20 protein-coding genes, 1 tRNA gene and 5 pseudogenes are annotated in these 19,255 nt (G+C 62.6%); 19 read left to right on the forward strand and 7 right to left on the reverse strand.

Translation table 11 applies throughout. The features are described 5' to 3' along the window. Both IYY11_RS23725 and IYY11_RS23730 read right to left on the reverse strand, forming a co-directional pair. Positions 1–117: transposase (locus tag IYY11_RS23725; protein ID WP_409455227.1), on the reverse strand; the 117-nt coding region annotated here is incomplete at its 3' end. A 60-nt stretch (positions 118–177) separates the two neighbouring features. Next, a complete protein-coding gene (locus tag IYY11_RS23730; RefSeq protein ID WP_210331237.1) occupies positions 178–498 on the reverse strand; it encodes a transposase in 321 nt (106 codons plus the stop codon). A 190-nt stretch (positions 499–688) separates the two neighbouring features. Between IYY11_RS23730 and IYY11_RS04990 the strand changes: the two are divergent. Further along, positions 689–1,219: pseudogene (locus IYY11_RS04990) on the forward strand (IS630 family transposase); the annotation flags it as partial. A gap of 229 nt (positions 1,220–1,448) precedes the next feature. Here IYY11_RS04990 and IYY11_RS23735 read toward each other — a convergent pair. Then, positions 1,449–1,595 (reverse strand): annotated as a pseudogene (locus IYY11_RS23735) (IS701 family transposase); the annotation flags it as partial. 214 nt (positions 1,596–1,809) lie between these two features. Between IYY11_RS23735 and IYY11_RS04995 the strand changes: the two are divergent. Beyond that, entirely contained in the window at positions 1,810–2,094 is a 285-nt protein-coding gene (locus IYY11_RS04995; protein ID WP_196402912.1) for a hypothetical protein, read from the forward strand. Between the two features lie 313 nt (positions 2,095–2,407). On the opposite strand, the pseudogene IYY11_RS22835 reads toward IYY11_RS04995, so the two are convergent. After that, a pseudogene (locus tag IYY11_RS22835) lies at positions 2,408–2,629 on the reverse strand (IS5/IS1182 family transposase); the annotation flags it as partial. Positions 2,630–2,698: 69 nt separating this feature from the next. On the opposite strand from IYY11_RS22835, the gene IYY11_RS23740 reads away from it, so the two are divergent. From IYY11_RS23740 to IYY11_RS22845, 12 genes and pseudogenes are all read left to right on the forward strand, one after another. After that, positions 2,699–3,046 (forward strand): transposase, encoded by a 348-nt coding sequence (locus IYY11_RS23740; RefSeq protein WP_409455224.1) that lies wholly within the window; start codon positions 2,699–2,701, stop codon positions 3,044–3,046. Further along, on the forward strand, positions 2,965–3,240 hold the full coding sequence (gene tnpB / locus IYY11_RS23745) for an IS66 family insertion sequence element accessory protein TnpB (RefSeq protein ID WP_409455225.1): 276 nt from the start codon (positions 2,965–2,967) through the stop codon (positions 3,238–3,240). The genes IYY11_RS23740 and tnpB overlap by 82 nt, the downstream gene beginning before the upstream one ends. 12 nt (positions 3,241–3,252) lie before the next feature. Continuing rightward, positions 3,253–3,421, forward strand: a pseudogene (locus IYY11_RS05015) (transposase); the annotation flags it as partial. 164 nt (positions 3,422–3,585) lie between these two features. Beyond that, positions 3,586–4,318: pseudogene (locus tag IYY11_RS05020) on the forward strand (transposase); the annotation flags it as partial. 439 nt (positions 4,319–4,757) lie between these two features. Beyond that, a complete protein-coding gene (locus tag IYY11_RS05025; protein WP_196402916.1) occupies positions 4,758–5,135 on the forward strand; it encodes a hypothetical protein in 378 nt (125 codons plus the stop codon). 212 nt (positions 5,136–5,347) lie between these two features. Beyond that, entirely contained in the window at positions 5,348–6,742 is a 1,395-nt protein-coding gene (locus IYY11_RS05030; RefSeq protein WP_196402917.1) for a site-specific DNA-methyltransferase, read from the forward strand. Next, a complete protein-coding gene (locus IYY11_RS05035) occupies positions 6,732–7,184 on the forward strand; it encodes a DUF5681 domain-containing protein (RefSeq protein ID WP_196402918.1) in 453 nt (150 codons plus the stop codon). The genes IYY11_RS05030 and IYY11_RS05035 overlap by 11 nt, the downstream gene beginning before the upstream one ends. Beyond that, the gene (locus tag IYY11_RS05040; RefSeq protein ID WP_196402919.1) at positions 7,181–8,266 is read left to right on the forward strand and encodes a hypothetical protein; all 1,086 of its coding nucleotides are present in this window, start codon (positions 7,181–7,183) and stop codon (positions 8,264–8,266) included. The genes IYY11_RS05035 and IYY11_RS05040 overlap by 4 nt, the downstream gene beginning before the upstream one ends. A gap of 581 nt (positions 8,267–8,847) precedes the next feature. After that, positions 8,848–8,991, forward strand: a complete 144-nt coding sequence (locus tag IYY11_RS05045) for a DUF3489 domain-containing protein (RefSeq protein WP_312029700.1) — start codon at positions 8,848–8,850, stop codon at positions 8,989–8,991. A gap of 124 nt (positions 8,992–9,115) precedes the next feature. Beyond that, positions 9,116–9,493: a DUF2924 domain-containing protein gene (locus IYY11_RS05050; RefSeq protein ID WP_246719634.1), complete on the forward strand. Its 378-nt coding sequence runs from the start codon at positions 9,116–9,118 to the stop codon at positions 9,491–9,493. Then, positions 9,490–10,386, forward strand: a complete 897-nt coding sequence (locus IYY11_RS22840; RefSeq protein WP_246719636.1) for a recombinase family protein — start codon at positions 9,490–9,492, stop codon at positions 10,384–10,386. The genes IYY11_RS05050 and IYY11_RS22840 overlap by 4 nt, the downstream gene beginning before the upstream one ends. Before the next feature lie 32 nt (positions 10,387–10,418). After that, the gene (locus IYY11_RS22845; RefSeq protein WP_246719638.1) at positions 10,419–11,111 is read left to right on the forward strand and encodes a hypothetical protein; all 693 of its coding nucleotides are present in this window, start codon (positions 10,419–10,421) and stop codon (positions 11,109–11,111) included. A gap of 291 nt (positions 11,112–11,402) precedes the next feature. Here IYY11_RS22845 and IYY11_RS05060 read toward each other — a convergent pair. Beyond that, positions 11,403–11,476 (reverse strand) — tRNA-Gln (locus IYY11_RS05060). A 246-nt stretch (positions 11,477–11,722) separates the two neighbouring features. On the opposite strand from IYY11_RS05060, the gene IYY11_RS05065 reads away from it, so the two are divergent. Next, a complete protein-coding gene (locus tag IYY11_RS05065; protein ID WP_196402920.1) occupies positions 11,723–12,817 on the forward strand; it encodes a Ppx/GppA phosphatase family protein in 1,095 nt (364 codons plus the stop codon). A 120-nt stretch (positions 12,818–12,937) separates the two neighbouring features. Next, a complete protein-coding gene (locus tag IYY11_RS05070; RefSeq protein WP_196402921.1) occupies positions 12,938–13,447 on the forward strand; it encodes an RNA pyrophosphohydrolase in 510 nt (169 codons plus the stop codon). Positions 13,448–13,555: 108 nt separating this feature from the next. Here the strand turns inward: IYY11_RS05070 and IYY11_RS05075 are convergent, their stop codons facing one another. After that, positions 13,556–14,974 (reverse strand): RsmB/NOP family class I SAM-dependent RNA methyltransferase, encoded by a 1,419-nt coding sequence (locus IYY11_RS05075; RefSeq protein ID WP_210331238.1) that lies wholly within the window; start codon positions 14,972–14,974, stop codon positions 13,556–13,558. Between the two features lie 80 nt (positions 14,975–15,054). Between IYY11_RS05075 and IYY11_RS05080 the strand changes: the two genes are divergently transcribed. Next, positions 15,055–15,261 carry a DUF1674 domain-containing protein gene (locus IYY11_RS05080; protein WP_196402922.1) on the forward strand — a complete coding sequence of 69 codons (207 nt, stop codon included), beginning with the start codon at positions 15,055–15,057 and terminating at the stop codon, positions 15,259–15,261. 39 nt (positions 15,262–15,300) lie between these two features. Continuing rightward, positions 15,301–16,110: a cyclase family protein gene (locus IYY11_RS05085; RefSeq protein WP_196402923.1), complete on the forward strand. Its 810-nt coding sequence runs from the start codon at positions 15,301–15,303 to the stop codon at positions 16,108–16,110. Positions 16,111–16,116: 6 nt separating this feature from the next. Here IYY11_RS05085 and IYY11_RS05090 read toward each other — a convergent pair whose 3' ends face one another. After that, positions 16,117–16,914 (reverse strand): dienelactone hydrolase family protein, encoded by a 798-nt coding sequence (locus tag IYY11_RS05090; protein WP_196402924.1) that lies wholly within the window; start codon positions 16,912–16,914, stop codon positions 16,117–16,119. A gap of 327 nt (positions 16,915–17,241) precedes the next feature. On the opposite strand from IYY11_RS05090, the gene IYY11_RS05095 reads away from it, so the two are divergent. Continuing rightward, positions 17,242–19,176, forward strand: coding sequence for a potassium transporter Kup (locus IYY11_RS05095; protein WP_196402925.1), 1,935 nt, complete (start codon positions 17,242–17,244; stop codon positions 19,174–19,176). Positions 19,177–19,255: the final 79 nt, after the last annotated feature.

Consider the following 19,255-nt stretch of genomic DNA (forward strand, 5'->3'; position numbering starts at 1 on the left):
CGCCTTTTCGATCGGATTGACGTCGGGGCTGTAAGGCGGGAGATACAGCAGGGTCGCGCCCGCCGCCTCGATGGCCATGCGCACGCCGGCGCCCTTGTGGCTGCCAAGATTGTCCATGATCACGATGTCGTCCCGCGAGAGCGTCGGGACCAGAACCTGATCGACATAGGCTTGGAACTATTGGCCGTTGACCGGCCCGTCGAGAACCATCGGCGCCGTCATGCGGTCGCAGCGCAGACCGCCGATGAAGGTCGTCGTCTTCCAATGTCCGTGCGGAACGCTCGCGCGCAGCCGCTCGCCTTTCTGTTCGCGCCCGCATTTGCGCGCCATGTTGGTCGTGGTCCAGGTCTCATCGATGAAGACGAGCCTTTCCGGATCGAGATCGAGCTGGCTCTCGAACCAGGCTTCGCGCCGCGCCTTTACGTCCGGGCGGTCCTGTTCGCTCGCATGGGCGGTCTTTTTTTGAACGTCAGACCGCAACGGTCGAGAAACGTCCACAATGTCGCGCGACTGGCCTTCACGCCGAGCTCGGCAAGCAGCCGCTCCAGGAGTTCGCTGATCGTCAAGTCCGGCGTCGCCTCGATCAATCCCAGCAGATAGTCCCGATGGGGTCGAGCTTCGAGCGTCGAGGCTGTCCCTGCTTGCGCGCCGTGCGCTCCCCGGTCTCTCGCGCCCGCCGCACCCAGACAAGCCGCATCGCTCGGAGACTGTCAAGCTTCCCACGACCCGCTGTTCGTCGACAAGGTTCGCGACATCGTCGGTCTTTATCTGTCGCCGCCGAATCGGGGCGCTGGTGGTCAGCGTTAGTGAGAAGCGCCAGATACAAGCGCTTGATCGCGAGCAGCCTGTCCTTCCGATCGGAGCGGCGAACGCATTCTTATATCCGCCACGGCACGACGTCGTTGTTCGCGGCCCTTGATATCGCGTCAAGCAGTGATCAAAAACTGGCTGGCGCGCCGACCTCACTACCGCGTGCACTTCCCGCCACATCGGCGTCGTGGATCAATCAGGCTGAGCGCTGGTTTGCTGAACTCCCCCGCAAGCAGACCGTCGTGGCGTCCATACGTCAACGAACCAGCTTGAAGCAGACTTCCGCGGCTGCATCGAGCGGAACAATGTAATCCCAAGCCATATCGGTGGACAAAATCCGCAGATGATCCTCGCTTCCGGCAAACGCTTCTGCCAGAAAACAGAGCAGACTTTATGTGGCGAACTTTAGGTTCACGTGACTAGCACTACTTTGGCAGTTTAGGTTCGACGCCCTCGTCGATGAGATTCTCACAATGAGGACACCGCTTTGGGGGAGGCCGCGCCAAGAGGTCGAGAATGGCTTGCTGGACGGCCGGCATGGTTGGTTGCGGTGGCGGTCCCCCGACTCTTTTTTTCAGTCCCGCGGGGCTTTTTACACGGGCGCTCCACCTAGCACTAACTTCGGCAGTTTTTTGGGATTACCTCGGGTTCTTTTGCGTGATTCGGGTGGTCGGGGCGGCGGACTGGAGGAAGGCGTAGGCGATCATCGTCATCAAGGCGTGTCGATGTAAGCCGGCGCACGATCGACCTTCAAAGGGATCGAGGCCGAGTTCCTCCTTGAGCTTGTCGAGGCGGAGGAAACGAAAATCGCCATCGCAATAGGGGAATCCGCCATCCTAACACGGCTAGAATCTTGCCTTCAACGAACCGACCTGTCAAAATAGGACTCATGGTGGCGGGGAAGCCACGATCTCCGAAACATTAGGGCGCGGCTAGCGATGTGCGCGAAGGACGAGATCGAGAGCTTAACCCTGCCCCCTTAATAGTTGGGAGAACCATATGTCGAACGAGACAGAATTCAAAAATTATGGATCGCCGGAAACGGTGGCATTTTCCCTTTTTTATTTGATAGCGAAATCCGAGGGCATTGTATTTGAGAAAGGAAAGCCAGGAGTTCTCGCTAATAGAAAATGGATTCTTAGCTCTTATGCTGAAGCTTTAGCTGTGGTTCGCGGTTCGGGTTCGACGCCTAAGACATTGACTGCCGCTGCCGAATCCAATCCAGAGCCTACTACCTCCGCTAATTATTCCAGCGATAGTCAAAGGCAGGCGAGAAAGTATTAATACGTTTTTCTAAGCCACTCTTGTTTCACTTCGCTACGCAAGAGTGGTTCTATTTTTTGATAGATTTGCATCCGCTTGAGCCGGCTCGGTCCCTTCGATTGCATCTTCGCAGCGCTCGTTCTCAGCGCTCGCGGGAAGGACAAAACCGATGCTGATCATGATCGATTCCACCCATCTGAAAGCACATCGGTCGGACGGCGGCAACCTGGACGCTTCTATCAACGCGTGGCGCGCGCCGATTTTGGCTTGATGTCTAAACGGTCGCAAAGGAGCGGTTTTGAGCCTCGATGTCATCTGCGGCGTCCCACCGGCGTCACGCGGTGATGGTTCTTTGCCAGAAGACCAGCCGCTTGAAGTTATAGACGAGGTTCGCCATGCCGATTTTCACCTTGGCTCGGGCGAGGCCGATGGTGCGGATGAACAGGCCGAACCGATCCTTCCGTTGGGCGAAGACGTGCTCGACGTGCGAGCGGAAGGTCGATTCGATCACGTTGCGCGGCGCACGGCTTCCCGCACGGGCCGACCCTTCGCGCAGCAGGTCATGGAAGACGATGATGGGGATGTCCGGGGATTCTACCGGTGTGATCATCATAAGTCGGAGCACATGTCTGGGCATAGAACGTTTCATGTTTTGGATGCGCTGGAAGCAAGCCCTGCGAGAACGCGGCGCACTTGGTCGCAAGCGGCGAAGGACCTGATCCTGGCCGAAGCCAAGATTCTGGGCGCCAAAGTATCGGGGGTGCCCAGAGCGCACGACGTGAGCGTGCATCAGATCTTTCGCTGGCGAAGTGAAGCGCAGACGAGGTCTGCACCGTCTCGAACCGTGGCGGGGCGGGTGCCCCGAGTGAGCCGCCGCTCTCCTTCATTGAGATGGCGCCGGCGAACGAAGCAGAGCTCGTGGCGCCGATATGGGCCGAGCTGTGTGAGATCGTCGTGGCCGGAGTCGTCCTGAGGATCGGACTGAGTTGCGCGGCGCGTGGCATGATCGGGCCGCACGCGCGTATCGTGCGCGCGACGCAACCGGTCGATTTCCGCAAAGGCCCTGATGAACTGGCTGCTCTGGTGCGCGACGCCGGCGCCGATCCCTCCAGCGGTGCGCTCTATGTCTTTCGGGCCAAGCGCGCTGATCGCGTCAAGAAAGGCTGAGTTCCACTGATCCTCAAAGATGGACGCGTCGAACTCGAAAACAACGGCGTCGAACGCGCGATCCGACCGCAGACGACTCGAAAAAAGCGCGCTGTTCGCGGGGTCCGAAGCCGGCGGCGAGACATGGACGATCGCCTCTCTGCTTGCGACTGCGCGCCTCAATGACGTTGATCCCAGCGCGATGCGACGCGATCGTCATCGGCAGTATCGGCGTGAGATTCTTCGGCGCGGCAGGGTCGACGTCGAACTCTCGGCACCAAGTGAAAAGCTGGAGGCCCCCAAAAACCTCTGGCCAAATCGGCGTTGAGTTGATTCACTTGGTCATGTCGCAAGGGGACCGGGGCCATGGCGAAGGGAACGCCCGGATTTTTCGACGTCGACGAACGGTTGGCGGAGCTGTCGGCCAAGGGCGACGATCTTGAGCGCGTGAAGGCGCTGGTCGATTTTGAGATGTTCCGGGCGGCGCTGGAGGCGGCAGCGCCGCGCGCCGATCGCTCCAAGGGTGGGCGTCCGCCGTTCGATCATGTGTTCATGTTCAAGGTGCTGATTCTGCAAGCAATGCATTCGTTGTCGGACGAGCGCTGCGAATATCGGATCAAGGACCGCCTGTCGTTCATGTGCTTTCTCGGATTGGGTTTGGCCGACGCGGTTCCCGACGCCAATACGATCTGAACGTTCCGTGAGGCGCGGAAGAAGGCGAATGCGGCCACCGTCTTGTTCGAGCAGTTTGACGCAGCGCTGCGCGAGGCCGGCTTTCTCGCGATGTCGGGCCAGATCGTCGACGCCACGATTGTCGCCGCGCCCAAGCAGCGCAATACGAACGGCGAGAAGCAGGCGATCAAGGACGGCCGCATACCAGAGGGCTGGAAGGACAACCCAGCGAAGCTCGCGCAGAAAGATCGCGATGCGCGCTGGACGGTCAAATACACGAAAGCCAAAGTGCGGGGGACGGCTCGGTTCCGCCGGTCGATCTCGCCATTCCCGCCTTCGGATACAAGAACCATGTGTCGATCGACCGGGCGCATGGGCTGATCCGCAAATGGACGGCGACACGCCACCGCGCATGACGGCGCAAGGCCCGAGGAGGTTCTCGACCGCCCCCGTTTACTCTGCGAGGCCAGTAGCCCGACAACATCGCGCCGTCGCGTCTTATCCGCGCTAGACTAGTGCGGATGGCGTACGCCTTACAGGCGAGGATCAAGCGACTCGCCAAGCAATTTCTGCAAGCCGCCCAAGAATTTCGTCAAAATCCACCTCTTTCGTTCCTCCAACTCGCCGCGGACCTGCAGCGCATCGAAAGTCTCCCGCCCGTTCCTGGATACGAAGCTACTCTAATCGCCAACGGCCATGTTCCGCTTGGCGCGCGGATTCTTGGCCTCAACCTATTGAGGCTCGGCAAACAACGCCTTAAGGAGATCCGCGCCGAACGCAAACTCGCGAGTGCGATTTTTGGCATTGTCAAAGCCGAAGACGCGACGCCTCTTGTGATTTCGCGCCGCGCCCGATCGATCCTCGCTGTGCTCGACGACGAGATGGCAATGGCGGCGCTTTACGATGCTTGGGCGCAGGCGGGTCTTTCAGGAACAGCCCATTCAATCGGGGATCTCGCGGACCGCGCGACGAGACGTGACGTGGCCGCCTGCATCCGTCTGGGCGCGATTTGCGCGGCGCTGATGCCTTTTGTTTCTGATCCGCGCGGACGCATCCCGAGCGAAGCCGGCGTGACGCATGAGCTTCAACTGTATCTACTGCGTCAGGCCTATACGTATGATCCCATCGATGGGATTTTTGATGATCCGGCGACACGGGCGACCGAAATTGCAATGCGTACCCAAAAATTCGATCCGCGACCGGCCTACCGGCGCGTGAGAAAAAGGAAAAGCAAGCCCAACTAAAAGACAACGTCGATCCAGTCGGCCATGCGCCAGACTATCAACCGCGCCGCTGAAGAAATTGACGTTTCATGTGCCTTCGGTCCGGCAAACGATTCGTGATCTGGTTCCAGGAAGCATTCAAGTCCGTGGAAGCCAGACATGCCGGCGAAGAACGCATTCAACAGCCTGGGTCATGGTCGCGACGTTTCGAGCGTCATTGCGTCCCCTGATTAGTGGACGAGCTTAAGCCGAACCCCAAGAGCGCGCGAACGCACCCCAAGCGGAAGATCAAGGATCTCGCCAAGGCGATTGAGACCGTCGGCTTTATCGGCGTGATCGTCGTCGACCAGTCGGGAATGATCTTGGCCGGTCACGCTCGGCACGCCGCGGCGAAGCTGCTCGGGATGAAAACGGTTCCGACCATTTGCGTCACGGGCTTGAGCGACGAACTCATGCGCGCCTTCGTGATCGCCGATAACAAGTTTTCGGAGCGCGCCGGCTGGAACCGGGAGATGTTGGCGGCCGAGCTCGAGGAGCTGTCGATGCTTCTGCCGACGCTCGATCTCGACATTTCCCTGACGGGATTTGCAGTCGGCGAAGTCGATGTACTGCTCGCCGACATCGGCGAGGAAAAGCCCGAACCCGAAGACCGACTGCCGCCGACCGCCGGTCCCGTGGTCAGCCGCCGCGGCGATCTGTGGATTTTGGGAGAGCACCGGGTTTTGTGCGGCGACGCGCGTGAGACCGAAGACTACGCCCGTCTCATGCAGAACGAACCTGCAGCGATGGCTTTCACGGATCCGCCTTACAATGTCCGGATTGGCGGCCACGTGCAGGGCCGCGGCCGCATCAAGCATGACGAGTTCGCCCTCGCCTCGGGAGAAATGTCAGAACGCGAATTCGAGGCGTTTCTAGAAGCATGCCTCCACCCCGCGGCCGCCCTCTCGCGCGACGGCGCCGTGCATTTCGTCTGCATGGACTGGCGGCACATTGACCTTCTCATGACCGTCGGCCGCAAGATCTATGACGCGATGCTCAACTTGGTCGTCTGGGACAAGACTAATCCTGGCCAGGGCTCCTTGTATCGCAGCCAGCATGAGCTGATCGGCGTGTTCCGGGCGGGCGCGGCGCCGCATCAGAACAATGTCGAACTCGGCAAACACGGCCGCAATCCCAGCAACGTCTGGACCGATCCTGGCGTCAATAGCTTTGGCGCCGATCGGGACGACGCGCTGGCCATGCATCCGACTGTGAAACCGGTCGCGCTGGTCGCGGACGCGATGCGCAATTGCAGCTCCAAGGGCGATGTCGTGTTGGATCCGTTCCTCGGCTCGGGCACGACGCTGATGGCGGCCGCGAAGGTCGGACGCCGCTGCTTTGGCCTCGAATATCAGCCAGCCTTCATCGACGTCGCCGTTCGCCGCTGGCAAGCCTATACGAAAGTCGACGCCATTCTCGACGGCGACGGACGAACATTCGATGAGATCGCTGAGGAGCGGCTGAACGAGCGCCTCGCCTCCTCAGTCGCCGGTCGGCGTGTGAAACCTCCTGCGAGGATGGCGTCGCGCTCAGCGAACAGACACTCGCTGGCGACTCCGGCAAGTCGGAAACCTTCGCATGAGCAGTAAGAAGCGTTCCTCCCGGCGTAATGGCGAATATTCCGTTGGCTATGGCCGTCCTCCGCAACACACGCGGTTTCAGCCTGGCTGCAGCGGCAATCCGAAAGGTCGACCAAAAGGATCAAAGAACTTTAGCACGGTCTTCGACGAAGAATTGGCAAAGCTCGTCACCCTTATTGAAAACGGAAAACGCAAGAGAATGCCGAAAGGGCAGGCGTTGGTGAAGCAAATCGTCAACAAGGCTTTGAGCAACGACGCAAAAGCGGCGGCCCTGGTCCTCGATCAGATTCGGCGCAGCGAAGGCTCCGGAAAGGCGCCTGCGGCCGACGCTGGGGTCGGTCTCCCCGAAAACAAGGACGTCGTGGAAAGCATTGTCCGTCGAATCCGACTGGCCGCGGAAGCGGAGGAGGAGACAGAGACGCCACCCGAGAACGAAGAGACCCCGAGATGAAAGATCCAAGCGCCATCCAGCGTGATCTCTCCATTTCGGCGGAAGAATACGCTTGCATTCTAAGGAGTGATCTCACGAGCTTCATCGAAGCCAGCTTTTATGAACTGTATCCCGGCAAACGCCTTGACCTTGCGCCTCATATCGAGGTCGTCGCGACCAAGCTCGAACGGGTGCGCCGCGGCGAGATCAAGCGACTTATCATCAATCTGCCGCCACGCCATCTGAAGTCGCATTGCGTGTCGGTCGCCTTTGTCGTCTGGATGCTCGGGCACGATCCTGTCACGCATGTGATCTGCGCAAGCTATGGACAGGATCTCGCCGACGAATTCGCAAGCGCCTGCCAGCGACTCATGCGGAGCTCCCTCTACCGGACGCTTTTTGGCGATGTGCTCGGGGGCCGCCAGGCCGTGAATGATTTCGAGACGGTTCTCGGAGGTCGACGGCTAGCGACATCGGTCGGCGGCGCTCTCACCGGCCGCGGCGCCGACATCATCATACTCGATGACCCCCACAAAGCTGACGAAGCGCTTTCGGAGCCGAGCCGCAACGCCACACATAGCTGGTTCGAGAATACGCTTCTGAACCGCCTGAACGACAGGGCGCAAGACGCCATCATCATCGTGATGCAGCGGCAGCATCCGGAGGACCTTGTGGGCCACGTGCTGAAAAAAAAAGGAGACTGGGACGTCTTGCGCTTGCCGGCGATCGCCGAGGGCGAAGAATGCCATTTGATTGAAGGTCCGCTCGGTCGACGCTTCTTCAGACGCCGGCGCGGCGATGCGCTGCATCCAGAGCGCGAAAGCGCCGCATCCTTGGCGGAGATACGACGCGGCGTCTCAGTACTGTGCTTCGCCAGCCAATATCAGCAGAATCCAACCTCTCTGGAGCAGATCCGGGCGCGTAAGGCCGAGCTCGACCGTCGATCTTCAGAAGCGTATCGAGCGGGCGATTGGCTGACGTTTGGCCGTATCTTTCACTGCCAAACGACGGGGACGCGGGAGGATGAAATCACCGACGAACAAGCCATGGCTGCATATAAGAGATACCAAGCGCTTGCGGCACGAATCGACAGCGAATATTGATCGCGCCACCATCACGCTTTGTCGGGATCGGAAGCTGACACGAGCACGATGTCAGGCCGCAGTCCGCTGAGAACGGGCGCGAGTGATCGAGACCAACTCTCACTCTGTTGTGCGACTGAACAAACGCGAACGCCGTTTTGCCGTTGATCCGCCGATTGCGAGTCAGCAAACGCGCTTCGCAGCTACCTTAGGGCCTTTCAAAACGACTGGGCTTCCGCGGCAAAGCACGCATTGCTACGTGCGTCAACGAGCGGGCTAGCGACCCGTTGCCACCCAGGGCTCGCCTCGCGATTTGCGGGGCTTTGGGCGGTGCGAGCGTCTATTCCGACGCCGCTTCCACGAGCCCGCAGCCAATGTCGACAGCCCCTCTCAAGAAATCTCCCAGGTCGAACAACGCCGCCGCCCAAAGGCGAGCGTAAAGTCGAAGCCAGGATCTAAACCGCGCTCGGCGCGCGTAGACTCGCAACAGCCGGAAGCGCTGCCCTTAGGCACAACAGCACGTCCGACGAGCCCAACACCACCAAGCAGGAACGCGTGCTCACTCTGCTCAGTCGAACCGACGGCGCCAGCATCACGAGATAGTGCAGGCGACGAAATGGCAGCAGCACAGTGTGCGCGGCTTCCTGGCAGGCACAGTGAAAAAGAAGCTCGGCTTCACCCTGACCTCCGTAAAGGGCAAGGATGGCTCGCGCCGCTACCGGATAGAACCCAAACGCAATCGCTGACGCCGGCCCGCAGGGCATGAACAAAACGGCATTCGACGTCGCCGAAACGCTCGCGCGGGTTTCTGCGCTAAAGATCTTCGAATTGCGCATCGAATGGCGGTGACTACATAGAGCGCCGCCGCCGATGCGACTCTCCCGCGATCTGTTGATCCGCGGGATCAGTTACAAGCTGCAGGAGAAGGCCTGTGGCGGCCTCTCCAAAGCCGTCGCGCGGAAGCTTGAGTCGTTGAGCGCCGATCCGTCTCTTCGTAACAAGAGCAAGCCGGCGCCGCCAATCTCGCTGAAGCCTGGCGTGCGGCTGGTGCGCGAATGGCGCGGGCGCACTCACTTGGTGCTGATTTGCGCCGACGGCGTGGAGTGGCGCGGACGGCGCTATACGTCGCTCTCGGCGGTGGCGCGAGAGATCACCGGCGCGCGATGGTCCGGCCCGCGCTTTTTCGGTTTGAGCAAGGCTGAACGCCGCTTCGTCGAGCGTGCTGAGGATCGGCATGCGGAAGCATGATCGTCCAAAATCCAGCACAACATTCCGCTGCGCTATCTACACGCGCAAATCCTCCGACGACGGGCTCGAGCAGGAGGTCAACTCCGCTCGACGCCCAGCGGGAGGCTTGCGAGGCCTATATCGTAAGCCAGCGCCATACCGGCTGGATCGCGCTTCCCGACATGTATGACGACGGTGGACTATCTGGCGGCACGATGGAGCGCCCTGCCCTGCAGCGGTTACTGGCAGACATCAGGGCCAGCAAGGTTCAAATCATCGTCGTCTACAAAGTCGATCGCCTCACCCGGTCACTTGCAGGCTTCGCTAAGATCGTCGATGTGCTCGACACTCATGGCGCGTCCTTCGTATCGGTCACGCAGCAGTTCAACACCACGACGTCCATGGGGCGTCTGACGCTCAACATGCTGCTCTCCTTCGCACAGTTCGAGCGCGAGATCGCCGGCGAGCGCATCCGTGACAAGATCGCCGCCTCCAAGCGCAAGGGCATGTGGATGGGCGGCAATGTGCCTCTTGGCTATGATGTCAACGATCGAAAGCTGATCGTCAATGCGATGGAAGCCGAACGCGTCTGCGCGATCTTCCAGCGCTATGCCGAGCTAAAATCTGTTTCTCTGCTGAAAGTCGAACTCGACCGTTTGGGCGTCGTCAGCAAGCGTCGCGCCGGCGCTGGCGGCTGTCTTGCGGGCGGCAAGCCGTTCTCGCGCGGCGCGCTGTATCTGCTGCTGCAAAATCGCATCTATCGCGGGGAGATCACCCATCAGGACGTGGCCTACCACGGCCAGCATGACGCGATCATCAATGAAGAGCTCTGGCGGATCGTGCAAGACAGGCTCGCCACCAATCGACGCGAGCGTCTCCTCGCCGCAGGCGCGGAGGCTCCCAGCCTGTGCTAGCCGGGCTGATCTTCGACGCGGACGGCGCCCACATGACGCCCACCCATGCGGCGAAAGGCGCAAAGCGATATCGATACTATGTCTCGGCGTCGCTTCTCAACGGCGGCCGCGTTGCAAACTCATCCGGGATTCGCGTTTCAGCGGGCGACATCGAAGGGCTTGTGCTGGATCGGCTACGACAACTTTTGGCGTCAAGGTCGGAGCTCGGCGCCCTCGCGCCGCTCGATTTGGATGCAACCGGTTTCGACGCCGCGCTGAACAAGGCGTCCGATCTTTCCCGGCAATGGCTCACCCTGACTCCGATCGACATCGCCGCCCTGGTCCGCCGCATCGTCGAAAAGGCGCAGGTCAACGTCAACGGCATCGCCCTTCAACTCAACCGCGGCGAACTCGCCAGAGTTCTCGTCGGCAACGACAAGACGCCGTGCAAGCTCACCGGTCCGATGCTCTTGTCGATTGACGCCACGCTAAAACGCGCCGGCAAAGGAAAGCGGCTCGTCATCGACAACGAGAATGCTCGCCAGATCTATCCGGAGCTGGTCGCCATGATGGGCGAAGCCTTTTCGATCCGGAAGCAGCTGTTCTCCGGCGCCGACGACAGCATCGAGGGGATGACGCAACGCCTTGGCGCCGGCAAGGGCCATCTCACCGCGCTGCTTCGATGTCCTATCTCGCCCCCGATATCGTGCGCGCGCTGCTCGAAGGCCGCCAGCCCATCGAACTGACGCCGACACGGCTCCTAAAGCTGAGTAAGGACCTGCCGCACGACTGGCGCGAACAGCGACGATTTCTCGGATTCGTCGAACGTCCGTCGCCCGCAGTTGACCGAAACGCTCCATAACCCCCGACTGGAAAACGGCCTCCAGAGACCCTGAGGCTTGCGAAGCCCCGAGCGCGGGCATAAAGCGTCTCTGCGTAACGGCGTCATACTCGTAGAGGGGCTAAGTCGCGGGAAAGCCGGCGTCTTTGGACAGGCTTTCGGAATCCTAGACAATCACTAAATTTAATAGGTTACGTGGCTGGGGGACCTGGATTCGAACCAAGATTAACGGAGTCAGAGTCCGCTGTTCTACCGTTGAACTATCCCCCAAACGGCGCCGCGCCAAGCGCGCGCGAACGGCTGGTGACTTAGAGAGCGCCGCCGACGGTGTCAACCGGACGGCCGCCCGACGCCGCCTCTGGCGCTCCAAATGCCTGCAGGAAACGCCCTTGCGGGCGGCGCGCCGATCCTGCATGAAAGAAATTTACGCCAGCCTTCTGGCGTTACGATGATCGCCGCTCCGCTTCCGTCGATGCGGCGCAGGGCGGGACGGAGCGGCTTCGCGGAAGGGATCGAGTGAGGGAAACCGGTCTACCGTCTACGGCGTCGGCGTCGGCGCAGGCCGCGCCCGAGCTTCACATCAACTCCGGCGTCGCTTCTGGCGCGCTCGACGCGCGCCACACCTATGCTGCGCTCGACCTCGGCACCAACAACTGCCGGCTGCTGATCGCCCGGCCCGAGCACAGGCCGCGCCGGCGCAACAATGATTTTTTGCGCATTATCGACGCCTTTTCGCGCATCGTGCGGCTGGGGGAAGGCCTCGGCAAGGCTGGCCGGATCAGCGAGGAAGCGATCGAACGCACCATCGCGGCGCTCGAAATCTGCCGCGAAAAAATGGATGCGCGCGGCGTCACCCGCGCCCGGCTCGTCGCGACCCAGGCGTGCCGCAGCGCGGCGAACGGCGATGAATTTGTCGAGCGCGTTCGCGAACGCACCGGGCTGCAGCTCGAGATCATTGACCGCGAAACCGAAGCGCGCTTCGCCGCCCGCGGCTGCGGATCGCTCGCCGATCCGGCCGCCGAAAGCGTGCTGCTGTTCGACATCGGCGGCGGGTCCACAGAGCTCGTTTGGCTGACGCGCGAACGGCGCAGCGAAAATGGCGCTTACGCTTTTCGCGCCTGGACGTCGCTCGAACTTGGGGTCGTGACGCTCGCGGAGCATTTCGGCGGCCGCTGCGTCTCAGCCGAGACGTTCGCGGCCATGGCGCAGCAGGTGCGCGAAACTCTCGCCCCCTTTGCGCGGCGCATGGCCTCGGAGCGCCGCTGTCCGCGCTTCCATCTTTTGGGCACGTCGGGAACCGTCACCACCCTGGCCGGCGTCCATCTGGGACTCGAGCGCTACGACCGCTGGCGCGTCGACGGCTTGTGGATGAGCGACGATGACGCAACCCGGGCCATCCTGCGGCTGCGTGACATGGATTTCGATGAGCGCGTCGCCAACGGCTGCATCGGACCGCAACGCGCCGATCTCGTCCTTGCCGGCTGCGCGATTTTCGAGGCGATTCGCGAGCTTTTTCCGGCGCAGCGGACGCGCATCGCCGACCGGGGGTTGCGGGAAGGCATGCTGCTGGAGCTAATGGAGGCCGACGGCGCGCTGATGCGGCGCGTCTAGCGGCTGGACAGCGGGCGCGGGCCGGCGCAAGCGTCCGCGCCAAATTTCGAATGCTGGGGAGCGGATGACAGACGCAGTCAATGGAGCGCGCCGACATACGCCGCGCCGCGAGACGGGACGATGAGCGGACGCGGATTGTATCGGCCCTGCGTCGGCGTCTTGTTGCTCAATGCGCAAGGCCTCGCCTTTATCGGGCGGCGGCGCGCCAAAGGCGCCCACGACCAGACCCGCCCGCCCTATCTCTGGCAGATGCCTCAGGGGGGCATCGACGAGGGCGAGACGCCCTATGAGGCGGCGCTGCGCGAGCTTCACGAAGAGACCAATGTGTCGAGCGTCGCCCTTCTCGGCGAGGCCCCAGACTGGCTTTGCTACGATCTGCCCAGAAACAACAACAACCGCTGGAGCGGCAAATATGTCGGCCAAATTCAGCGCTGGTTCGCGCTGCGCTTCACCGGCGACGAAAGCGAGATCGATATTCATGCGCCGGGCCACGGCGCGCATAAGCCCGAATTCGACGCCTGGCGCTGGGAGACGCTTTCGGCGCTGCCGGAACTCATCGTGCCGTTCAAGCGGATCGTCTATGAGCAGGTGGTGAAGGAATTCGCGCCCCTCGTCGCGGCGCGGGCCTAGAGCAGGCTCCGAAAAAGTTGACAGACTTTTTGGATGAGAACCTGCTCCAACAATTTGATTTTGAGCGATTTCTTATCGATCACGCAATTCCATGCGATCGGGAAGCGCCTAGGCTGACCGCAGGAGCCGCGCGGCGAAGAATCCGTCGATGCCGGCAAGGCGCGGATCTTCGTTCGGCCAGTAATGCGGCAAGGTCCGCAGATCGCCGTCCCGGTTGATGAACGCCTCCGGGACGCCCTCGCCAGGATCGATCGGCATGCGGCGAAAATCCGGATTGCGGCGCAAAAACGCGGCGATCTGCTGTTCGCCTTCCTCAGGCTCCAGCGAGCAGGAGCAATAGACGATGCGCCCCCCTGCCCGCGTCAGCAGCGCCGCACGGTTGAGCAGCTTTGTTTGCAGACTCGCGAGCGTTTCGATGTCGCCCGGCTTCTTGGTCCAGGGCACGTCGGGATGGCGTCGGATCGTTCCCGTCGCCGAACAGGGCGCATCAATCAAAATCGCGTCGAAAGGCTGCGCCTGATAGGCGGCGGCGTCGCCGACCGCAACTTCCGCGTGCAGCTGTAGCCGAGCGAGATTGGCGGCGAGCAGCTTCAGGCGCTCCGCCGAACGGTCCAAAGCGACCACCTGCGCACGGGCAAGCGCCATCTGCGCCGTCTTGCCGCCGGGCGCGGCGCACATGTCGAGCACGCGCTCATCCGGCCGCGGCGCCAGCAGGCGGGCCGGCAGAGCGGCGGCCGCGTCCTGCACCCACCATTCGCCGTCCTCATAGCCCGGCAGCTCGCTGATCGGCGCGTGGGTGCGCAGCCGCACCGAGCCTGTCGGCAGCACGACGCCGTCGAGCCGCTCCGCCCAGCCAGCCGGGTCGTCCTTGACGGAAACGTCGAGGGGCGGCTCGAGCATGTGCATGGCCGCGATGGCGCGCGCGGTGTCTTCGCCATAGTGCTTGCGCCAGCGCTGCGCCAGCCATGGCGGCGCATCGTGCTCGCCGCTTGCGGCGACGTCCAGGAACTCCTCCCGTCGTCGCGCGAGATTGCGCAGCACGCCGTTGACGAGCCCGCTAAAGCCGGCGGTTTTCGGTTCAAGGCGCGCCGCGCGCACCGCGAGATCGACGGCGGCGTGATCGGCGGCGTCGAGAAACAGGATTTGCGCGGCGGCGGCGATCAGCGAGAACTCAAGCCGAGCGGCCTGACGCGGCAACCCCTTTTCGAGGAGTTCGGCGAGAACGTAGCGGATGAGGCCGAGCCGGCGCACCGCGACCGTGACGATCGAGCGCGTGAGCGACACATCGCGGGCGTCGAGCCCCGAGAGGCGCGAAGGAACCGCGTTCGCGGCGAAACACTCATCGAGACGATGGCCGCCCTGCACGATGTCGCCGATGATGCTGGCGGCGGCGAGGCGCGCCGGCAACCCGGGAATCTTCGCGGCTTCGGCCTCCCGCACCGCTTCGGCGGGCACGAAGCCTTGCCGGGACCCTTGACGCGCCGATTTGGTCCGGGCGGAAATTGATCTACTGTCGCTGTTCGCCAAACGGCTTCTCCCTCCGCGACCGAACCGAATCATAGCACAATAGCGCGGCGGCGGGCGATGAATGCACACAGGAACGGACCGTGTCGAAGGCAGAAGACACAGCGAATTCGACAGAGCGGCGCGCGCAGCCGCCGCCCGCCGCGCAGCGCGCGTTGGCCGAAGCGCAGGCGCGTCGCCGCGAGGCCGCGCAAGCTCCGGCCCCGCCGCAAGAAGTTGGCGGCCGCGGCGGACCCGACCCGGCGCGTTACGGCGACTGGGAAGTCAAAGGAATTGCTAGCGATTTTTGATCAGCTGCGCGCGAGCGCGTTTCTGGAGAGCGTCCCGATATGAAAAAACGAACGGCGTTAGGCGGTCTGTTGCTGTGTCTGACGTTCTCCGCCGCCCGACTCGAACCAGCGCAAGCTCAGAGCCTCGATCTCGCGTCGAGCAAGGTCGTCGACCTCAGTCACGCCTTCAACGCCGAAACCGTCTATTGGCCGACCTCGCCGTCGGGTTTCGAGCTCAGAGTGCTGCATAAGGGGCCGACCAAGGCAGGCTTCTTCTATTTCGCCAACGCCTTTTGTTCGCCCGAGCATGGGGGCACCCATCTCGACGCGCCGATGCATTTCGCCGAGGGCCGCTGGACCAACGCCGAGATCCCCGTCGAGCGCTTCGTCGGCCCGGCGATCGTCATTGACGTCGCCGCCAAGGCCGAGGCGAACCCGGATTATGTGCTAACTGTCGAGGAGATCGCCGCCTGGGAGGCGGCGCATGGCCGCATTCCCGACAAGGCGATCGTGCTGCTGCACACCGGATGGAGCGCACGCTGGCCTGACAAGAAGGCCTATCTGGGCGACGACACGCCGGGCGACGCGACCCACCTCCATTTTCCGTCTTTTGGCCCGGAGGCGGCGGCCTGGCTCGCAAAAGAGCGCCGCCCGAACCTCATCGGCGTCGACACGGCGAGCGTCGACAACGGTCCGTCGCAGGATTTTATGGTGCACCGGATCATCGGCGCCGCCAACATCGGCGGGCTTGAGAACCTTACCAGCCTCGATCAGCTGCCGCCGACCGGCGCGGTCGTCATCGCCCTGCCGATGAAGATCGAAAAAGGCTCAGGCGGCCCCGCCCGCATCATCGCGCTCGTCCCGCGGTAAACGCGGTTACCCGACGCCCTTGGCGCGCAGGAAGGCCAGCGTCCTTTCCCAGGCGTCGCTGGCGGCGTCCGGCCGATAGCTGTCACGATAATCGGCGAAGAACGCGTGCGGCGCATCGGCATAGACGATGATCTCGGCAGGCGCCTGCGCCGTCTTCAGTCGCTCTCGCATGGTCTCGATGAGTTCGGCGGGAATGCTCGGATCGGCGCCGCCGTACAGGCCCAGCGTCGGCGTTTTCAGCTCCCCGGCGATGTCGATCGGCCAGCGCGGCTGCGCCGGCGTATGCGGCCCATCCAGCCGCCCATACCAGGGAATGCAGGCGAGGAGCCGGGGATGATGCGCCCCATAGAGCCAGGCGATGCGCCCGCCCCAGCAAAACCCGGTGATCGCCGCGCGTTTGGCGTCGCCGCCTTTCGTCGCGGCGTATGCGAGCGCCTGATCGAATATCTCCATCGTCTCGGCGTCGGGAACCTTGGCGACGATGGCGCGAATCGCCTCTATGTCTGGCGCGTCTTGCGGATCGCCGTAGCGAATGAGGAAGTCGGGCGCGATGGCGAGAAATCCGAGCTTCGCGAACCGCCGCGCAATGTCGCGGATATGTTCGTGCAGACCAAAGATTTCCTGCGCCACGAGAATGATCGGGAAATTGGCCCCCAACAGTGGCCGGGCGAGATAGGCCGGCGCGCCGCCCGGCAGCGTCGTCATGCCGGCCTCAAGCCCCTCCGCGTCCGTGGCGATGGCGCTGGGCGCGGGCGCGCCCGCCGCTTGGGCGAAGCGGGCGGGGTCGTCTGAGGGCGAGGTCACGAGGCCTCCTACGAAGCTGACGTCGAGGATTAGCTATGAAGAGGACGGGCTGTGTCCAGCCGGCCGAGCACGACCACGTCGGCTCTATGTTAAAGTTCTGAGCGCCGCGAACGCTATCCCGAAGGCGTCAAAAGTCTGATGCGCCAATATTGCGCCGCAACCGCGGCTTCTCTTTGTGGGCGAAACCGCGTATATCGCCGCACCGCATCGGCGGACCCACGCCGAAGGAGAGGAAGCCTTGGTCGCCCTCGTTCTCGCCCCGGGCGAGCGCCCTCTTCCGAGAATGTCGACAAAAGGCGCCGCGGCTCCTATCAAAGGAAAGCTCCCATGATGCAGCGATCCGACGCCGGTCCCGCCTCCGGCGGCGATGGGACGCACGCTCATGCGCAACTCGGAGACGAGCGCGCCAAGGGCGGGCTCGCCGGCCTCATCATCGGATCGATCGGCGTCGTTTATGGCGACATCGGCACGAGCCCGCTGTACGCCCTGCGCGAGTCGCTCGCCCATCAGGTGGAGCATGACGCGCTGACGGAGGAGTCCGTCATCGGCGCCATCTCGCTGCTTATTTTCGCACTGATTTTCACGGTGACGATCAAATACGTCATCTTCGTCATGCGCGCCGACAACCGCGGCGAAGGCGGCATCCTTTCGCTGATGGCCTTGGCCCAGACCGCCATGGGACGTCGCACGAAAGTCGCTTTCATGCTCGGCGTCGGCGGCGCGGCGCTCTTCGCCGGCGAGGCGATCATCACGCCGGCGATTTCGGTGATGTCGGCGATTGAAGGCCTGGAGCTTGTCACTCACCGCTTCAGCGAATTCGTTCTGCCGATCACCATCTTCATTCTCGTCACGCTATTCTGGGTGCAAAGTCACGGAACGGCGCGGGTGGCGGCTTTTTTCGGGCCGATCATGATCGTCTTTTTCCTGACCATTGGCGTGTTGGGCGCGATGCATATTCCCGAAGCGCCGCAGGTGCTGCGCAGTTTCGATCCGCGGCAAGGCATCGCCTTTCTCGTGACCCACGGCTGGCTCGGCTTCGCCGTCCTCGGCTCGGTTTTCCTCGCGGTCACCGGCGTCGAGGCGCTTTACGCCGACATGGGTCATTTCGGTCGCGGGCCGATCCGTATAGCCTGGCTCGGATTCGTGTTGCCGGCGCTGCTGCTCAACTATCTTGGTCAGGGCGCGCTCGTGTTGTCGCGCCCCGAAGCGGTCGGCAACCCATTCTTCCTGCTCGCGCCGGACTGGGGGCTTTTGCCGCTTGTCGTCCTTTCGACGATGGCGACGACAATCGCCGCGCAAGCGGTGATCACCGGAGCGTTCTCGCTGGCGCGGCAAGCGATTCAGCTTGGCCTCATTCCCCGGCTGGAGGTGACGCATACCTCGGCGTCGCAGGAGGGCCAGATCTATATCGGCCGCATCAACCGGCTGCTGCTCATTGGCGTGCTGCTGCTCGTCATCGCGTTCAAGAGCTCGTCGGCGCTTGCCTCCGCCTATGGCATCGCGGTCACCGGCACCATGGTGCTTTCGACGTCGCTGCTGTTCATCGTCGCCTGGCGCAAATGGGGCTGGCCGCTGTTCGCGGCGATCCTCTTCGCCGCCTCTTTCCTGGTCGTCGAATTTGCTTTTCTCACCGCCAATCTGATGAAGGTCAAAGATGGCGGCTGGGTGCCGCTCGCGCTCGGCGGCTGCGTCATGATCATCATGTGGACCTGGACGCGCGGCACGCGTCTTCTCGCCGAGAAAACCCATCGCGACTCCATCCCAATGATGGAGCTCATCGCGATGCTGCAGAAGTCGAAGCCGACGCGCGTGCCCGGCACGGCGGTCTTTCTGACGAGCGATCCGGCTGTCGCGCCGACCGCGCTGATGCACAATCTCAAGCACAACAAGGTTCTGCACGAGCGCGTGCTGGTGATCTGCGTGAAAACGGAGGACCGGCCGCGCGTTGCGCCGGGCAAGCGCTTTGAAATTGATAAGCTCAGCGACGATTTCTACCGCGCGACGCTCCACTACGGCTTCATGGAGAGTCCTCGCGTTCCGGCCGCGCTCGCCGCCATGCGCAAGGCCGGGTTCAAATACGACATCATGACCACGAGCTTCTTCCTGGGGCGGCGTTCGATCAAGGAAAGCCCCTCCTCCGAAATGCCCGTCTGGCAGGACAAGCTCTATGTCGCGCTCACCCGCCAGGCCGCCAACGCCACGGACTTCTTCTCGATCCCCTCCGACCGCGTCGTGGAATTGGGCGCGCAAGTGACGATTTAGCGCGCGCGAAAACAGTGGACGGGACGGGACCCAGGCACTAAGCAACGGCGGCCCGCGTGGCTCGCCTGAGAACCGAAAA

It is taken from the genome of Methylocystis sp. H62 (assembly GCF_015709515.1).
Lineage (GTDB): Bacteria > Pseudomonadota > Alphaproteobacteria > Rhizobiales > Beijerinckiaceae > Methylocystis.

Coding starts and splice junctions, on each gene's coding strand:
- IYY11_RS04995 (WP_196402912.1), top strand. CDS start 1,810: ATGTCGAACGAGACAGAATTCAAAAATTATGGATCGCCGGAAACGGTG.
- IYY11_RS23740 (WP_409455224.1), top strand. CDS start 2,699: ATGTCTGGGCATAGAACGTTTCATGTTTTGGATGCGCTGGAAGCAAGC.
- tnpB (WP_409455225.1), top strand. CDS start 2,965: ATGGCGCCGGCGAACGAAGCAGAGCTCGTGGCGCCGATATGGGCCGAG.
- IYY11_RS05035 (WP_196402918.1), top strand. CDS start 6,732: ATGAGCAGTAAGAAGCGTTCCTCCCGGCGTAATGGCGAATATTCCGTT.
- IYY11_RS05040 (WP_196402919.1), top strand. CDS start 7,181: ATGAAAGATCCAAGCGCCATCCAGCGTGATCTCTCCATTTCGGCGGAA.
- IYY11_RS05050 (WP_246719634.1), top strand. CDS start 9,116: ATGCGACTCTCCCGCGATCTGTTGATCCGCGGGATCAGTTACAAGCTG.
- IYY11_RS22840 (WP_246719636.1), top strand. CDS start 9,490: ATGATCGTCCAAAATCCAGCACAACATTCCGCTGCGCTATCTACACGC.
- IYY11_RS22845 (WP_246719638.1), top strand. CDS start 10,419: ATGACGCCCACCCATGCGGCGAAAGGCGCAAAGCGATATCGATACTAT.
- IYY11_RS05070 (WP_196402921.1), top strand. CDS start 12,938: ATGAGCGGACGCGGATTGTATCGGCCCTGCGTCGGCGTCTTGTTGCTC.
- IYY11_RS05085 (WP_196402923.1), top strand. CDS start 15,301: ATGAAAAAACGAACGGCGTTAGGCGGTCTGTTGCTGTGTCTGACGTTC.
- IYY11_RS05095 (WP_196402925.1), top strand. CDS start 17,242: ATGATGCAGCGATCCGACGCCGGTCCCGCCTCCGGCGGCGATGGGACG.